Origin of the sequence: Amycolatopsis thailandensis (assembly GCF_042723255.1) — a bacterium.
GTDB lineage: Bacteria > Actinomycetota > Actinomycetes > Mycobacteriales > Pseudonocardiaceae > Amycolatopsis > Amycolatopsis thailandensis.
Genome location: NZ_JBHXJK010000050.1, coordinates 25665 through 40871 on the forward strand (window position 1 = coordinate 25665; position 15207 = coordinate 40871).

A 15207-nucleotide genomic window follows, 5' to 3' on the forward strand; every position below is an offset into this window, starting at 1 on the left:
AACCTCACGCATGCTGGGAACTCACGGACAAGACCTCGCCGGTGAGGTACGACGAGTACTCACTGGCGAGGAACACCATCACATTCGCCACTTCCCAGGGTTCCGCCGCCCTCCCCGAGACCTCGCGGGCGGTGAGTTCGGTGAGCAGCTCCTCGCTGGTCACCTTGGCCAGGAACGGATGCATCGCCAGGCTCGGCGCGACGGCGTTGACCCGGATGCCGTGTTCGGCGACGTCGACGGCGGCGCAGCGGGTGAGCGCCATGACGCCCGCTTTCGCGGCCGCGTAGTGCGCCTGACCGGACTGAGCGCGCCAGCCGATCACGGACGCGTTGTTGACGATCACCCCTCCGTCGCCCTGCGCGATGAACCGGTTCACCGCGGCCCTCGTCGCGCGGAAGGTGCCGTTGAGGGTCACGTCGATCACGCGCGACCATTCCTCGTCCGTCATGTCCACTATGGACTTGGTGCCGCCGAGACCGGCGTTGTTGACGAGCACGTCGATCCGGCCGTAGTGCGCGGCGGCGCCGTCGACGAGTGCGCGCACTTGGTCTTCTTGCGTGACGTCACAGGGAATGGCGTGGACGTCGCCGAGTTCGGCCGCCTTCTCTCCCAGCCGTCGCTCGTGCCAGTCGCTGATCACGACCCGGGCGCCTTCCTCCAGCGCGCGTTTCGCCACCGCGGAACCGATCCCGGTGCCGGCCGCCGCCGTCACCACGACCACCTTGTCCCGCAGGAGGTTCGCCCCCTCGGGGTACTTCGGCACCGGAATCACGGTCGCACCTCCCGGGGAAGGCCGAGCACCCGCTCGGCGATGACGTTGCGCTGGATCTCGTTGGAGCCGCCGTAGATCGTGTCGGCCCGGGTGAAGAGGAAAAGCCGTTGCCAGGCGTCGAGCCCGTCTTCCGCGAGCATGCCCCGCGCGCCGCGGACGAGCATCGCGAGCTCGCCGAGGTCGCGGTGCCAGTTCGCCCAGACCAGTTTGGACACTTCGGCCACGCCCGGCGACGAGTCGCCCAGGGTGCGGATCGCTTGCGCCCGCATGACCTCCAGGCCGACCCACGCGCGGTCGATCCGCTCGGCGATCACCGGGTCGTCCGGCGCGATCCTGGTGAGGTCTTCGAGTTCCCGCCGGAAGCCGACCTGCTGGCCCAGTGTCGCGACGCCGCGCTCGAAGGCGAGGGTGCCCATGGCCACCCGCCAGCCGTCGCCGGGTTCGCCGACGACCATGTCCTTGGCCGTGCGAGCGCCGTCGAAGAAGACTTCGTTGAACTCCGAGGTCCCGGTGAGCTGCTGGATCGGGCGGACCTCGACTCCGGGCTGCCGCATCGGAACGAGCAGATAGGACAGTCCTTTGTGGCGTTTCGAACCGGGTTCCGTCCTGGCGAGGACGAAGCACCAGTCGGCCACGTGCGCGAGCGACGTCCACACTTTCTGGCCGTTCAGCACCCATTCGTCGCCTTCGAGGGTGGCTGTGGTCGACACCGCGGCGAGATCGGATCCGGCGCCGGGTTCGGAATAGCCTTGGCACCATAGTTCCTCGACGGCCACGATCGGCGGCAGGAACCGCTTCCGTTGTTCCGGTGTCCCGAAGGCGATCAGGGTCGGGCCCAGGAGCTCCTGAGCCAGATGACTCACCCGCGCCGGGGCGCCCGCTCGCGCGTACTCCTCGTGGAAGACGACCTGCTGTTCCAGCGTCGCGCCCTGCCCGCCGTGCTCGACCGGCCAGCCGACGCAGGTCCAGCCCGCCGCGGCGAGCCTCCGTTCCCACTCGACGCGTTCGTCGAAAGCCTCGTGTTCCCGCCCCGGGCCGCCCAGCCCCCGCAGTTCCGGCGGCAGATTGTCCGCCAGCCAGGTGCGCACACGGTCGCGGAAACCGTCCTGAGCCACACGTGCCTCCTCTAGCCAAACCAGAGCCTGCTGCGTAGGCTACCCTACCAAGCACTTGCTAGGGAGGCTCGATGTCGAAGGGGACCATCCCGGCGGCGCTCGATCAGGCCGCGGAACGCTTCGCCACACGAGAAGCACTCGTCGACGGCGAAGTCCGGCTCACCTATGCCGAACTCGCGCGCCGGGTCCGGCAGGCGGCGCGGTTCTTCGAAGGCCACGAACGGGTCGCGATCTGCTCCCCCAACACCTGGCACTGGGTCGTCGCCGGACTCGGCGCGCTGTACGCCGGCGCGACGCTGATCCCGGTCAACACCCGGTTCACCGCCCGCGAGACCATCGACGTCCTCGACCGCGCGGGGGTCTCCGCGCTGGCGATCACCGGCACGTTCCTCGGCACGGACCGACTGGCGGCCCTCGGCTCCTCACGGCCCGGCACGGTGCTGCGGATCCCCGTGGAAGGCGACGAAGCGCCGATGGACGGCGTCACGGAATGGGACGCTCTCGCCGATCTCGACAGTGATTTCGTCAGCCGGGCGGAGCCCGGCCACGTCAGCGACATCCTGTTCACCTCCGGGACCACCGGCCGCAGCAAGGGCGCGATGAGCAGTCACCGGCAGGCGCTGAGCGTCGCCGAGGCCTGGGCCGACTGCGGTGGACTGACCGAGGAAGACCGCTACCTCGTGATCAACCCGTTCTTCCACAGCTTCGGCTACAAGGCGGGAATCCTCGCGGCCATCCTGCGCGGCGCGGCGATCGTCCCGCAGGTCACCTTCGACGTCCGCGGCACCTTGAGCCTCATCGAGACCGAGCGGATCACCGTTCTCCCCGGCGCGCCGACGGTCTACCAAGTCCTGTTGGACGCGCCCGAACGCGGGGAGCACGATCTGTCCAGCCTCCGGCTAGCCGTCACGGGGGCGGCGACCGTCCCGGTCGCGCTGGTCGAACGCATGCAGGCGGAGCTGAGTTTCGACACCGTGCTCACCGCGTACGGGCTCACCGAGGCCGTAGTGGCCACGATGTCCCGTCCCGAGGACGAAGCGAAATTGGTGGCACACTTCTCCGGCCGCGCGACGGCGGGCTTCGAGGTGAAGCTCGGCGAGCACGGCGAAGTCCTGCTGCGCGGGCCGAACGTGATGCTCGGCTACCTCGACGATCCGGAAGCCACCGCGGAAGCCGTCGACGCCGACGGCTGGCTGCACACAGGCGACGTCGGCGTGCTCAACGACCGCGGCTACCTGCGGATCGTCGACCGCATCAAGGACATGTACGTCTGCAAGGGATTCAACGTCTACCCGGCCGAGATCGAGCAGACACTCAGCCGGCTGGACGGCGTCGCGGAATCCGCGGTGATCGGCGTTCCCGACGCGGTGTACGGCGAGGCGGGCAAGGCCTACATCAGGCTCCGCCCCGGATCCGAACTGTCCACAGAGGATGTTCTGGCGCACTGCAAGAGCAATCTGGCCAACTACAAGCTCCCCCGGTATGTCGAGTTCGTGGCGGAGCTTCCGCGGAACCTGTCGGGGAAGGTGCTGAAACGCGTGTTGCGGGAGGAGAACGGATGACCGTCGAGTACGAGCGACGCGGGCCGGTGGCCGTCGTCACGATGAACCGGCCGGAGTACCGGAACGCGCAGAACTCGGCGATGACCTACGCGCTCGACGCCGCGTTCAGCTGTGCCGTCGACGATCCCGAGGTCAAGGTGATCGTGCTGGCCGGGGCGGGCAAGCATTTCTCCGCCGGGCACGACATCGGGACGCCGGAGCGCGACGTGGACGTCTCCTTCGAGCGCAAGGCGGTGCTGTGGTGGGACCACGTCGGTGCCGAGGGCGGTGACCAGCGGTTCGCCCGCGAGTCGGAGGTCTACCTCGGCATGTGCCGCCGGTGGCGTGAGATCCCGAAGCCGACCATCGCGAGTGTGCAGGGCGCGTGCATCGCGGGCGCGCTGATGCTGGCGTGGGTGTGCGACATGATCGTCGCCTCCGACGACGCGTTCTTCGCTGATCCCGTGGTGCGTATGGGGATTCCCGGTGTCGAGTACTTCGCGCACCCTTGGGTCCTCGGTCCGCGCGCGGCCAAGGAAGTGCTGTTCACCGGTGAGCGCTTCACGGCCCAACAGGCCAAGGAATGGGGGATGCTGAACCGCGTCGTCCCCCGTGCCGACCTCGAAACGGAGACCATGGCGCTGGCGGAGAAGATCGCGGTGATGCCGAGGATGGGGCTCGCGCTCGCCAAGAAGGCCGTCAACCAGGCCGAAGACCTGATGGGCCTGCGGTCCGGAATGGACTCCGTGTTCGGGCTGCACCACTTCGCGCACGCGCACAACGCCGAGATGTCCGGCGGTGACTCGCTGGGCGGACAGGACGCGCGCTCGATGCGAGACGCGAACAGGACTTCGTGATGGATCTCGATCTCGACGAGCGCACGCTCGCCTTCCGTGACGAGGCCCGTGCCTGGCTCGCCGCGAACGTTCCGGCCGAGCCGCTGAAGTCGTTCGACACCGCCGAGGGATTCGCGCAGCATCGCGACTGGGAATCCCGGTTGGCCGACGCCCGCTGGTCGGTCGTCTCGTGGCCGCGCGAGTTCGGTGGCCGGGACGCGAGCCTCCTGGAGTGGGTGCTGTTCGAGGAGGAGTACTACGCGGCGGGGGCGCCGTTGCGGGTCAACCAGAACGGTATCTTCATGCTCGCGCCCACGCTGTTCTCCCATGGCACGGAAGAACAACAGCGTCGGATCCTGCCGAAGATGGCGCGCTCGGAAGAAGTCTGGGCGCAGGCCTGGTCGGAACCCGAGGCGGGCAGCGATATCGCCGCGCTCCGAAGCACCGCGACCCGCTGCGACGGCGGCTGGCGGGTCAGCGGGCAGAAGACCTGGAGTTCGCGGGCGACGTTCGCCGACCGGGCGTTCGGCCTGTTCCGCAGCGACCCGGAGTCGGCGCGGCACAAGGGCCTCACCTATCTGATGGTGGATCTGCGGTCCGAAGGTGTCACCGTCCGGCCCATCCCCCAGCTGGACGGCGAACCGGGGTTCGCGGAGATCTTCTTCGACGACGTCTTCGTCCCCGACGAGGACGTGATCGGCGCGGCGGGCGAGGGCTGGCGGGTCGCGATGACGACGGCGAACAACGAACGCGGACTGTCCCTGCGCAGCCCCGGCCGGTTTCTCGCCGCGGCCGACAGGCTGGTCTCGCTCTGGACCGACGCCGGGCGGCCCGCGCACACCGCCGACAGGGTCGCCGACGCGTGGATCGGCGCGCGGGCGTATCAGCTGTACACCCTCGGCACGGTCACCCGTCTCGCGGACGGCGCCGAACTCGGGCCGGAATCGAGCGTCAACAAGCTGTTCTGGTCGCGTCTCGACGTCGAACTGCACGAAACCGCGCTCGACGTCCTCGGCCCGGACGCCGAACTGCGGGGGCGCTGGAGCGACGGCTGGTTGTTCTCCCTGGCGGGCCCCATCTACGGCGGGACCGATCAGATCCAGCGGTCCATCGTCGCCGAACGACTGCTCGGCCTGCCGAAGGGGGCCCGATGAGGTTCGCGCTTTCCGGCGAGCAGGAGCAGTTCTCCTCGAGCCTGCACGATCTTCTGTCCGATTTGGACACCGAAGCGGCCAACCGATCCTGGGCGGCGGGCGATCACGGGCCCGGTCTCAAGATCTGGCGGCGGCTGGCGAAACTCGGGGTGACCGCGCTGACCGTTCCCGAGAAGTACGACGGGCTCGGCGCGACCCCGGTCGATCTGGCCGTCGGCTTCGAACGGCTCGGGTACCACTGCGTTCCCGGCCCGTGGACCGACACGGTGGCCGTTCTGCCGTCTCTGCTGGACGACGAGCTGCTGACCTCGGTCGCGTCCGGCGAGACCTTGGCGTCGGTCTCGTTCGCCCCGCATGTGCCGTACGCCTTGGATTCCGATGTCGCCGACGCGCGACTCTCCGTCGAGGACGGCAGGCTGCGCGCGTTCACACCTGGCGCTCTCTTGTCCTCTGTGGACGGTTCACGGCGGCTGTTCCCGCCGGTGGCGGGAGACGACCTCGGCACGGCGCTCGACGCGGACCGCGCGTTCGAACTGGGCTGTCTGGCCACCGCCGCGCACCTTCTCGGCGCGGGGCGGTGGCTGCTCGACACGTCCGTCGCGTATGCCGCGCAACGCAAGCAGTACGGGCGGGAGATCGGCGGGTACCAGGCTGTCAAGCATCTGCTCGCCGACGTCGCGACCGGGCTCGCGCTCGCCGAACCGCTGCTGTTCGGCGCGGCCGTCACCCTCGACCCACGCGACGTCTCCGCGGCCAGGGTGGCGTGCGGCGACGCCGCGCATCTCGCCGCCCGGACCGGGCTGCAAGTGCACGGCGCGATCGGCTACACCGCGGAACACGCGCTCGGTCTGCGGCTGAGCAGGGTCCGCGCGCTGGTCGGCGCCTGGGGCACCCCGCGGTTCCACCGGGAGCGGGTGCTGTCATGACGTTCACCGCCGAGCAGGACGCCCTGCGGGACAGCGTCCGGAAACTGCTGGACCGGGAAGCGGATCCCTGGCCGGAGCTGTGCGAACAGATCGGCGTGGCGGCGTTGGCCGTCCCCGAACGGTTCGGCGGACTCGGCGCCGGGATCGCCGAACTGCAAGTGGTCGCCGAAGAGCTGGGCCGGGTTCTCGCCGACGTCCCGTTCCTCGGTTCGGCCGTACTCGCCGTGCACGCTGTCCTGGCCACCGGTGACGACGAAGCCTGCGAGCGACTGCTCCCCCGCCTCGCCGAAGGTGCCGTCGGCGCGGTGGCCTGGACCGACGCCGACGGCCGGTGGGACGCGTCGGCGTGCCGAGTCGCCGACTCCGCTTTGACGGGTGAAGCGCACTACGTCCTCCACGGCGACGAGGCCGAGATCCTCCTGGCGGTGGCCGACGGCTCGCTGTACGAAGTCACCGAGGCGGCGCGGGTGCGCACCCCGGCGATGGACGAAACGCGGCGGCTGGCACGCGTGACCTTCGACAAGGCCCCTGCCCGGCTGCTCGGCCCGGTCGATCTCGGCGCGCTGCGCGACGTCGCGTGCGCCGTCCTGGCCGCCGAGCAGGCCGGGGCCGCCGCGCGCGCTTTCGAGCTGACGGTGGAGTACACCAAGCAACGCCGCCAGTTCGGCAGACCGATCGGCGGCTTCCAGGCACTGAAGCATCGGATGGCGGATCTCCACGTCCTGGTGGAAACCGCGCGCTCGGCGGCCTACGCGGCGCCGGAATCGAGCAGGCTGGCCGCGGTGGCGAAGGTCCATTGCTCGGAGGCGCTGGCGACGGTGGCGGGCGAGATGATCCAGCTGCACGGCGGGATCGCGATCACCTGGGAGCATCCGGCGCACCGCTATTTCAAGCGGGCACACGGGGCGGCGCGGCTCTTCGGGTCGCCCGATGAGCACCTGAGGCGGGTGCGACCGCCGCTATCGTGACCGGGTGGACTGTGCGATCTGCGCCAAGCACCGCGGCGAAGGGCCGTTGGCGGGGCCGGTCGTCCGGGCTGACGACCTGGTCATCGTGTCGCACCGGCCGGGTGAGTTCCCCGGGTACCTGTTCGTGGAGACCCGGAGGCACGTGGCCGTACTCGACGAGCTGACCCCGGACGAGGTCTCGGCGGTGTCGCGGGCTGCGTGGTGCGCGGCTCGCGGCCTGCGGGCGGAACTGGCACCGGAGCACGTGTTCTCCGCCATCGCCGGGCGGAGTGTCGCGCATTTCCATCAGCACGTGTTCGCACGGCACCGGGGAACGCCCTCGGAGATCGGGTGGATGGACGGTCCTTCGTGGAGCGGCGCCCCGGTCGCGGACATCGACGCGCTCTGTGGCCGTCTCGCGGGCTACTTCTGATCCAGGAACCGGGTGACGGCGCGGATCCGGTCGCCGTCGAGCGTGAGGACCATCAACCCGGCCGGTGTCGCGCCGTGGCGGCAGTGGAACGCGGGCTGGTTGTTCGCCCGGACCGGTGTCATGGTGAAGCCCTCGGGGACCGGAACGGCCATGGTGACGCGGAGGAAGCTCGCGATCGCTTCGAGGCCGTGGTACTCGTGCGGCGCCGGCGGCATGGCGAGCCACGCGTCATCCGTGAGCAGACTGAGGACACCGTCGAGGTCGCCCGCGGTGAAGGCGTCGGCGAATCGCTTGGTCAGCTCGCGTTCCCGGGGTGAGGGCCGGTGCCCGGCGCCGTCGCGATGCTTGGCGAGCGACGCGCGAGCACGTTGGAGGATGCCTTTGACCGCCGTCTCGGTGGTGCCGAGCATGCCCGCGACCTCACCGGCGGGGAAGCACAGGACGTCCCGGAGGACGAGCGCGGCGGCTTGCCTCGGCGGGAGGAGCTGGAGACCGGTGACGAAGGCGAGTTCGATCGCCTCCCTGGCGGTGTAGCGCGCTTCGGGACCGGGTTCGCTGTCGGCGACGCGCTCGAGGAGCTCGTCCGGGTACGGCTGCAACCAGGTCACCTCACCGCGACGGCTGGGCTCCGGCGGATCGAACGGCGGCACCGGCTCGGGCGGCCGGCGGCGGCCCGCGTCCCGCAGGGCGTTGAGGCAGCGGTTGGTGGCGATGCGGTACAGCCAGGTGCGGAGCGACGAACGACCCTCGAAGCCTCCGAGGCCGCGCCAGGCGGCCAGGAGCGTCTCCTGGACGACGTCCTCGGCGTCGGTGAAAGAACCGAGGAGCCGGTAACAATGCAGGTGCAGCTCATGCCGGTAGGTGTCGCTGAGCTCGCGAAAGCCCCGCTCGTCCGTCGTCCTGGTGCTCACGGGCCGATCCTGTCACTTCGTGGCGCACCGTTCCGTTCCGGGCGGGAATGGTGTCTGACGAGGTGAAGGTCGACGAAAGGAACCATCATGACCAGTCCGGCTTTGGACGTCGCGCTCGCCTACCACCAGGCGTGGACCGGCAAGGACTTCGAGAAGGCGATGACCTACATCGCCGACGGCATCGTTTGTCACACGCCCGGTGGACCGCTTTCCGGCGCGGAAGCGTTTCGCGGGTTCATGGGGCCGTTCACCGAGATCCTGACCGGGTCGACGCTGCTTTCCGCGTTCGGGGACGAGACGACGGCGCTGCTGATGTACGACACGGCGACATTTCCGGTGGCGAGCGCGCCCGGGGCGGAGATGCTGACCGTGCGGGAGGGGAAGATCGTGGAGTTGCGGATCGTGTTCGATCGGGCTCCTTTCGATGCGGCGAGGGCGGCTGCTGGGTCTTAGGGCACGTGGTCGCTGTGGGGTTAACGGTGCGCGGCGCTTAGCTGCATGCGGCGCGGAGCGCGTGTGGTCGCGGACCGGGCGCGTCCTTCGGACCTGTCCTGATGGACCGGTTCGACCACGTTGCGCTGTTTATGGACCTCGGCGTCGAACGTGGGCGGTCGCCTGCCGCTGTGGCTTTTGCGTCTTTTGTGGCCTTTGGCTGCGTGGCGGGCGATCCGGGCGACGGTGATGCCCGGCCAGCAGCGGGTCGTCTCCGGCTTGGCCCGGGATGAGCCGGAACCGCATCGGCGGATCCGCCCGTCCGCGGCGACGTGGATCTTGGTGCTCAGCACACCGCAGGACCGCCCGAGTCCTCCCCCGCCGGAAGCGAGGGCTTCGATCCGCCGCTACGTCCTTCTTCTGGGCGGCGGCGGCATGCTGGTGCGCCTGGGCCACGCTCGAGTCGACGGAAACGATCCCTTCGAGCTCGCGGACGGCGTCCTCCTTGAGGATCATCCGGTCGAGGCCAGGTCCCAGGTGCCGTCTTCGGTCCACGACCGCGGCCGTTCGCGCTGTCCTCCAGGGCCCGTAAAGGTTAGGGCGTGCCGGTGCGCAGCTTCCACAAGATCGCGTTCGATGACTTGACGGTGATCCTGCCATCGCCGTGCACCACGACCAACCACGTCCGCAATCCAACCGAACCGCGGCTAGATCACTTGCACGACACGCCTCAGGCGCGCGGCTACCGTCACCCGGCCTGTGTCCGGGTGACCACCGGTCAGGTGCGTGCCTGTCAGAAGGGTGGGATGTCATCCTCCGGTTCCGGCCGCGGGTCGTGGAGTGGCTCGGGTGTCGCGTCGTAGGTGCGACCGGTGGGGGTGGTGATGATCATGCCGCCGTTGCCGGTAGGCGCTGCGGACCAGCCCGGTTCCTCCTTGAGCAGATTGTGGATCTTGCAGGAACCATGGCAGTTGTGGTGATTGGTCTTGCCGTGCCGCGCCCAGGCGAGGATGTGGTCGATCTCGGAGAACTCGGCGGGACGGTGGCAGCCGGGATGCGTGCATTCCCGGTCCCGGGCTTTGATGAACCGGGCCAGCGAGGCAGACGACCGGTACTTGTCGGCACCTGCCTCCAGGAGCTGCCCGGTGGCGGGGTCGGTGATCAGCCGTGACCAGGTCGAGCCGGGATCGGAGGCGATCTCGCGGACGAGCCAGTCGGGAATAGGTCCGTAACCGGCGAGGGTCGCGGGATCGTCGCGAGCACCGGCCAGGGTCAGGAAGTCGACGTAGACGTGGATGTGCGCACGAGGCTTTCCGTGACCGTCCTCGGCCAGTAGCCGTTCGGCGAACACGTCCGCGCGATGCTGATCCAGGGTCCGGGATTTGTCCTGCGCCCGGCGCGCCTGCGCGGCGCGGCTCATCGACGCGTAAATCGAGCTCGCCACCTCGGACGGCAAATAGCCGGAAAGGGTGGACATGGTTTCGTCTTCGTGTTCCAACGAAATGTGCCGTCGCGCGCGTTTCTTCTTCGCTCGCTCCTTGTAGCCCTCCCGGTCGAACTTCTGCACCGCGCCGCTCACCGATCTACCGATCGCCCTGACATCACGATCGGCGAGCCGTTTGGTCATGAACGCGTCCACCTGCGCGGCGACCTCGTCCGAGACCTCCCGAGTCAGCTGACTGACTTTCGACGCCTTGTACAGATCGATGTCGCCTTTCTCCAGCGCCGCCAACGTGTTCGGCAAGCGCGCCACTAGAGCGCAGGACGTTTCGACCAGCAGGAAGGCTTGATTGCGAGAGACCGAGAAGCACAGGGCGACCTCCTCGGTCACCGATCTTCGCGAACCACCCACCGCGGCGAACTCGGCTATGGACCGCACCTGACGACCCTGCGCCTGACGAAGCAGAATCTCCTCGTCGTGGGCGGCATCGAGAAGGCGAGCGGCTTTCGGATTGAAAGCAAGAGATGTGGCCATGTCCATGATCGTACTCGAACATGAGTTCGATCGCCACGAACGTAGCTTGGTGGTTCAACTGGCGAGTGCATCACCTCTAGCCTTGCAACCTTTGCCGAACGCTTCGATCGGTTTAAGCCATCCCAGCCTTTGCCGCGGTCGGTCGTCGAATTCGTCCTGTGGATACCCGGACGGGTCGGTTCCTTTGGATAGGTACTGGCGCAGTAAACCATTGGTGTTCTCGTGCCGCCGGGTTGACTAGGTGAGCGCGGATCGCAAAGGAACACCGGCATGCCCGTCGCCACGGCGAACTGCCTGTGGCCGCCCATCTCGCCATCCTCATCCCAGGTGACGCTGTTTTGACAACGTCAGGCAAGGTGTTCATCTCGGCGGCCAGCCGAGGGTCCACCTTACGTTCCCCCAGCCGGTGCACTGAGAATCTGAGCATCTGAGCGCAAGCCTGGCAGGTTTCAATGGGCGAGGTCGCCCCTCTCCCCTCGCAACACTTTGCCGAACGCTTCCGATTGGAAGGAACCGTCCCAGCGCCTGCCGAGCAATACCCGTTCGGCACCAGAACGATCCACATCCCAGGCATCTCACTGACCATTTGAGCCCCAAGTCCAGCTAGACGCCCATCCCACCCGCGTTCCGGATCAGCCGTTGCAGCACCTTCACCGTCGTCACATAGTCCGCGTCGTCGATGCCGTCGTGGAGCGCGGCGCGGATGGCAGGGGCATTACGTGCGAGGTCGACACGGGCCTGTTCCCCCTTCTCAGTGAGCCACAGCCGGTTCTCGCTGTCCCGAGTCAGCCAGCCACGCTCCACGAGCACCTCGGCCTCCGCCGCCAGATCGTCCTCCGGGCGGATGTAGGAAACCATCGCCGCTTGCAGTTCGGCCAAGGTCATTCCCCGACCATCGGGCGAGATGTCGTTCGCCGACAGATTGCGCAGCAGCCAGAACTGGGGCTGGGTGTAGCCCTTTTCCGCCTGCCGGGCCCGGGTGTACGCGATGAGCGCCTCGTAGGCGACACCGGTCCAATACGCGGCGGGCTGTCCGGCCAGTTCGACGTCGGATATCGGCCGAGCCGTCATGTCGTACTTCTTCCCATACGGAGACGGTAGAACCTCAAGCGCGGTCGAGGACAAGGGCAAGCTCAGTCCTCAGACCCGCCGAGAGCCTTGTTCCACACCCGTTCGAACTCGTCGCCGTCGATCCGGGACGCCGAGAACTCCTGCTGCGCGTTGATCTCGTCAAGGGGCACCCAAGCGCGTGCCGCCCACCTCGTGCCGCTCATCAGCCCAGCCGAGGCGGCCACCCCGGAAGCGCTCCACCTTCCGGTACTCGTAGCCATCGGCGCCCACCTCACTGAAGATCTCCACGGGTTCCTCGGCGAACTCGTGCGACCAAACGCACCTCAAGTACCACATACACGCATCACTCCCCCAGGGTGGGGCCAGCCCCCGCATCGACCCACCGGCGCACCGCATTCACCCCACCCCACCGCCCGGCCAGACTCGGACCGGTGACCGCAAACCTCCGCACAGGCAGCGATTTCGCCCGCCTGTCCCGCCGCGTCAGCGAAGCGGGCCTCCTCGACCGCCGTCCCGGCTACTACGTCTTCCGCATCGGCCTGGTCGCCACCCTCTTCGTCTCCGGCTGGGTCGCCTTCTTCGCGATCGGGGATTCCTGGTGGCAGCTGGGGATCGCCGTGTTCCAGGCGGTGATGTTCGGCCAGATCGCCCTGCTGTCGCACGATCTCGCGCACCGCCAGGTGTTCCGGACCCGCCGTCCGAGCGAGATCGCCGGCCGGATCGCGGGCAATCTCGGCGTGGGCATGAGTTACGGCTGGTGGATGGACAAGCACACCCGCCACCACGCGAATCCGAACCACGAGGATCTCGATCCCGACGTCGATCCGGACATCCTCGTGTGGTCGAAGGAACAGGCCAGGGCCAGCAAGGGGCTCCCCCGGTTCATCGGCCGCTACCAGGCTTTCCTGTTCTTCCCGTTGCTCACCCTGGAAGGCCTGAACCTGCACTTCTCCGGCATCCGCGCGGTCTCGAAGCCGGGCATCCGGCGGCGCGGGCTCGAAGCCGCCCTGCTGCTGACGCATTTCGCGCTCTACTTCAGCGCGCTGCTCGTCGTCCTCTCACCCGGCAAGGCGCTCGTGTTCTTCATCGTCCACAAAGCACTGTGGGGTGTCTACATGGGATCGATCTTCGCGCCCAACCACAAGGGCATGCCGATCCTGTCCGGTGACACCGAACTCGACTTCCTTCGCAAGCAGGTGCTCACGTCCCGCAACGTCCGCGGCGGCAGGATCGTCGACGTCGCGCTCGGCGGGCTCAACTACCAGATCGAGCACCATCTGTTCCCGAGCATGCCGTCGCCGCACCTTCGCCGCGCCCGGCCCATCGTCCAAGGATACTGCGCCGAAATCGGCGTCCCGTATCACGAGACGGGGCTCGTCGAGTCGTATCGGCTCGCGTTGCGCAGTCTGCACGAAGCGGGTGAGCCGATCCGACTTTCGGAGGGTTCACCGGCTGAGACGGCCACCGGACGTCGTTGACACTCCAGATACGGCTTCTTACTTTCAGTGCATGACGCCCCCGAAGATCTTCCCCGGCGCCACCCTGCATCCAGAACCGTTCCCGCGAGCCCTGCGCGCGGCGATCACGGCCAGTGGGCTCCCGCTGGACCGGATCCGCCATCGTCTCGAACTGCGCGGCGTCTCCATCAGTGTGCCGACGCTGAGCCATTGGCAGTCCGGCAGACGCAGACCGGAACGCCCGGAATCCCTCCGGGCGCTCGCCGAACTCGAACAGCTGCTGTCCTTGCCGCCGTTGGCTTTGCGGTCACTCCTCGGCCCGCCACGACCACGCGGACGGAAAAGCTCGGTCCCGGCGCAACGCCGGGACCGAGCCACCACCGAGGGAACCTACCCGACGTAGAGCGTACGGTTCGGGCTACCGCTACCGGGGTTGGTGACCAGCCCCGGAGTCGAAGCGCTGATCAGCGCCTGAGCCACCTGCGCCGCGGTGGCACCGGTGTGCGAAGACAGGTACAGCGCGGCGGCACCGGCGACGTGCGGAGCGGCGAACGAGGTGCCGTCACCGGTGTAGGTCGCGGTGTCGTTGTCCTTCCAGGCCGAGGTGATCGAGACGCCCGGCGCGAACAGATCGATCACGGAACCGTAGTTGGAGAAGGAAGCGCGGCGATCGGTGCGGTCCGCCGCGGCGACCGTCAGCGCTTCGGTGACCCGGGCGGGCGAGGTGTTCGCGGCGTTGACGTTCGAATTACCCGCCGCGATCGTCCAGGTGACGCCCGCCTTGATGGAGTTCCGCACCGCGGTGTCCAGCGCGCTCGACGCGCCACCACCGAGGCTGGCGTTGGCCACGGCGGGCTTCTTGGCGTTCTGGGTGATCCAGTTGACGCCGGAGATCACGCCCGCGGTCGTGCCGCTGCCGTCGGAACCGAGGACCCGCACCGGGTACAGCGAAGCACCCTTGGCGACACCGTACTTCGCGCCGGCGATCGTGGCCGCGACATGCGTGCCGTGGCCGTAACCGTCGTCCGCGTTCGTGTCGTTGTCGATGAAGTCGTACCCCTGCTTCACCCGGCCGCCGAAATCGGTGTGCGTGGCGCGGATCCCGGTGTCGAGAACGTAGACGTTCACATTCGAAGCGGTGGTCGAATAAGTGTATTTGTTGTCCAGCGGAAGTTTACGCTGATCGATCCGGTCGAGCCCCCACGACGGCGGATTCGTCTGCGTCGCTTCGGCGCGCAGCACCTTGTTCTGCTCCACGAAGGCGACAGCCGGGTCGGCCGCGAGACGCTTCGCCTGCCGCTCGCCGAGCGCCACCGAGAAACCGCTGAGACCCTGCGTGTACTGCCGTCCGATGGTGCCGCCGAACTTGCCTGCCAGCGAAGGCTTGTCGGCGGTGGACCCGTCCTTGAGCACGACGATGTAGCTGTCGGCAATGGCGCCTTCCGCACCGGCGCCGACGATCGCGCCCTCGGCGGCCTGCGCCGGCGTCACGCCTGCCAAGACCGTGACGACGGCGGCGGCCAAGCCGATTCCGGTCAGTCTGCGAGAATTCACGTTGCTGTCCCCATTCCTTGGTGAGCTTCCGCCGAAAACGCTAAGCGGAAGCACCAGGAAAGGACAGCTTTACATTTTTTCGT

Annotated in this window: 15 protein-coding genes and 1 pseudogene; 9 read left to right on the plus strand and 7 right to left on the minus strand. The window is 68.1% G+C overall.

Annotated elements, in window-relative coordinates; genetic code table 11:
* Positions 1 to 4 precede the first annotated feature (4 nt).
* A complete protein-coding gene (locus ACFWMR_RS21040) occupies positions 5 to 772 on the minus strand; it encodes an SDR family oxidoreductase (protein ID WP_378379564.1) in 768 nt (255 codons plus the stop codon).
* Entirely contained in the window at positions 769 to 1887 is a 1119-nt protein-coding gene (locus tag ACFWMR_RS21045) for an acyl-CoA dehydrogenase family protein (RefSeq protein ID WP_378379565.1), read from the minus strand. Before ACFWMR_RS21045 ends, ACFWMR_RS21040 begins: the two co-directional genes overlap by 4 nt.
* A 71-nt stretch (positions 1888 to 1958) precedes the next feature.
* On the opposite strand from ACFWMR_RS21045, the gene ACFWMR_RS21050 reads away from it, so the two are divergent.
* From ACFWMR_RS21050 to ACFWMR_RS21075, 6 genes are read left to right on the plus strand one after another with little or no spacing between them, the layout of a single operon-like run.
* The gene (locus tag ACFWMR_RS21050; RefSeq protein WP_378379566.1) at positions 1959 to 3449 is read left to right on the plus strand and encodes a FadD3 family acyl-CoA ligase; all 1491 of its coding nucleotides are present in this window, start codon (positions 1959 to 1961) and stop codon (positions 3447 to 3449) included.
* Positions 3446 to 4285: an enoyl-CoA hydratase gene (locus tag ACFWMR_RS21055; RefSeq protein WP_378379567.1), complete on the plus strand. Its 840-nt coding sequence runs from the start codon at positions 3446 to 3448 to the stop codon at positions 4283 to 4285. The genes ACFWMR_RS21050 and ACFWMR_RS21055 overlap by 4 nt, the downstream gene beginning before the upstream one ends.
* The gene (locus ACFWMR_RS21060; RefSeq protein ID WP_378379568.1) at positions 4285 to 5418 is read left to right on the plus strand and encodes an acyl-CoA dehydrogenase family protein; all 1134 of its coding nucleotides are present in this window, start codon (positions 4285 to 4287) and stop codon (positions 5416 to 5418) included. Before ACFWMR_RS21055 ends, ACFWMR_RS21060 begins: the two co-directional genes overlap by 1 nt.
* Positions 5415 to 6344 carry an acyl-CoA dehydrogenase family protein gene (locus ACFWMR_RS21065; RefSeq protein WP_378379569.1) on the plus strand — a complete coding sequence of 310 codons (930 nt, stop codon included), beginning with the start codon at positions 5415 to 5417 and terminating at the stop codon, positions 6342 to 6344. The genes ACFWMR_RS21060 and ACFWMR_RS21065 overlap by 4 nt, the downstream gene beginning before the upstream one ends.
* Complete coding sequence (locus ACFWMR_RS21070; protein ID WP_378379570.1) at positions 6341 to 7312, plus strand: acyl-CoA dehydrogenase family protein; 972 nt, start codon at positions 6341 to 6343, stop codon at positions 7310 to 7312. Before ACFWMR_RS21065 ends, ACFWMR_RS21070 begins: the two co-directional genes overlap by 4 nt.
* 4 nt (positions 7313 to 7316) lie before the next feature.
* Positions 7317 to 7724 carry an HIT family protein gene (locus ACFWMR_RS21075; RefSeq protein ID WP_378379571.1) on the plus strand — a complete coding sequence of 136 codons (408 nt, stop codon included), beginning with the start codon at positions 7317 to 7319 and terminating at the stop codon, positions 7722 to 7724.
* Here ACFWMR_RS21075 and ACFWMR_RS21080 read toward each other — a convergent pair.
* Positions 7715 to 8635, minus strand: coding sequence for an RNA polymerase subunit sigma-70 (locus ACFWMR_RS21080; RefSeq protein WP_378379572.1), 921 nt, complete (start codon positions 8633 to 8635; stop codon positions 7715 to 7717). The genes ACFWMR_RS21075 and ACFWMR_RS21080 overlap by 10 nt on opposite strands.
* Before the next feature lie 87 nt (positions 8636 to 8722).
* Between ACFWMR_RS21080 and ACFWMR_RS21085 the strand changes: the two genes are divergently transcribed.
* Complete coding sequence (locus ACFWMR_RS21085) at positions 8723 to 9088, plus strand: nuclear transport factor 2 family protein (RefSeq protein WP_378379573.1); 366 nt, start codon at positions 8723 to 8725, stop codon at positions 9086 to 9088.
* Between the two features lie 772 nt (positions 9089 to 9860).
* Here ACFWMR_RS21085 and ACFWMR_RS21090 read toward each other — a convergent pair.
* The 3 genes and pseudogenes from ACFWMR_RS21090 to ACFWMR_RS21100 form a co-directional block, all read right to left on the minus strand.
* Complete coding sequence (locus ACFWMR_RS21090; RefSeq protein ID WP_378379574.1) at positions 9861 to 11042, minus strand: HNH endonuclease signature motif containing protein; 1182 nt, start codon at positions 11040 to 11042, stop codon at positions 9861 to 9863.
* Positions 11043 to 11645: 603 nt separating this feature from the next.
* The gene (locus tag ACFWMR_RS21095; protein WP_378379575.1) at positions 11646 to 12113 is read right to left on the minus strand and encodes a MarR family transcriptional regulator; all 468 of its coding nucleotides are present in this window, start codon (positions 12111 to 12113) and stop codon (positions 11646 to 11648) included.
* A gap of 62 nt (positions 12114 to 12175) precedes the next feature.
* Positions 12176 to 12509, minus strand: a pseudogene (locus ACFWMR_RS21100) (DUF6881 domain-containing protein).
* A 35-nt stretch (positions 12510 to 12544) separates the two neighbouring features.
* Here ACFWMR_RS21100 and ACFWMR_RS21105 point away from each other — a divergent pair.
* On the plus strand, positions 12545 to 13591 hold the full coding sequence (locus ACFWMR_RS21105) for a fatty acid desaturase family protein (protein WP_378276467.1): 1047 nt from the start codon (positions 12545 to 12547) through the stop codon (positions 13589 to 13591).
* A gap of 31 nt (positions 13592 to 13622) precedes the next feature.
* Entirely contained in the window at positions 13623 to 13973 is a 351-nt protein-coding gene (locus tag ACFWMR_RS21110; RefSeq protein ID WP_093932665.1) for a transcriptional regulator, read from the plus strand.
* Here ACFWMR_RS21110 and ACFWMR_RS21115 read toward each other — a convergent pair.
* Positions 13961 to 15124, minus strand: coding sequence for a S8 family peptidase (locus ACFWMR_RS21115; protein WP_378379576.1), 1164 nt, complete (start codon positions 15122 to 15124; stop codon positions 13961 to 13963). The two genes, ACFWMR_RS21110 and ACFWMR_RS21115, sit on opposite strands and share 13 nt — an antisense overlap.
* Between the last annotated feature and the right edge of the window lie 83 nt (positions 15125 to 15207).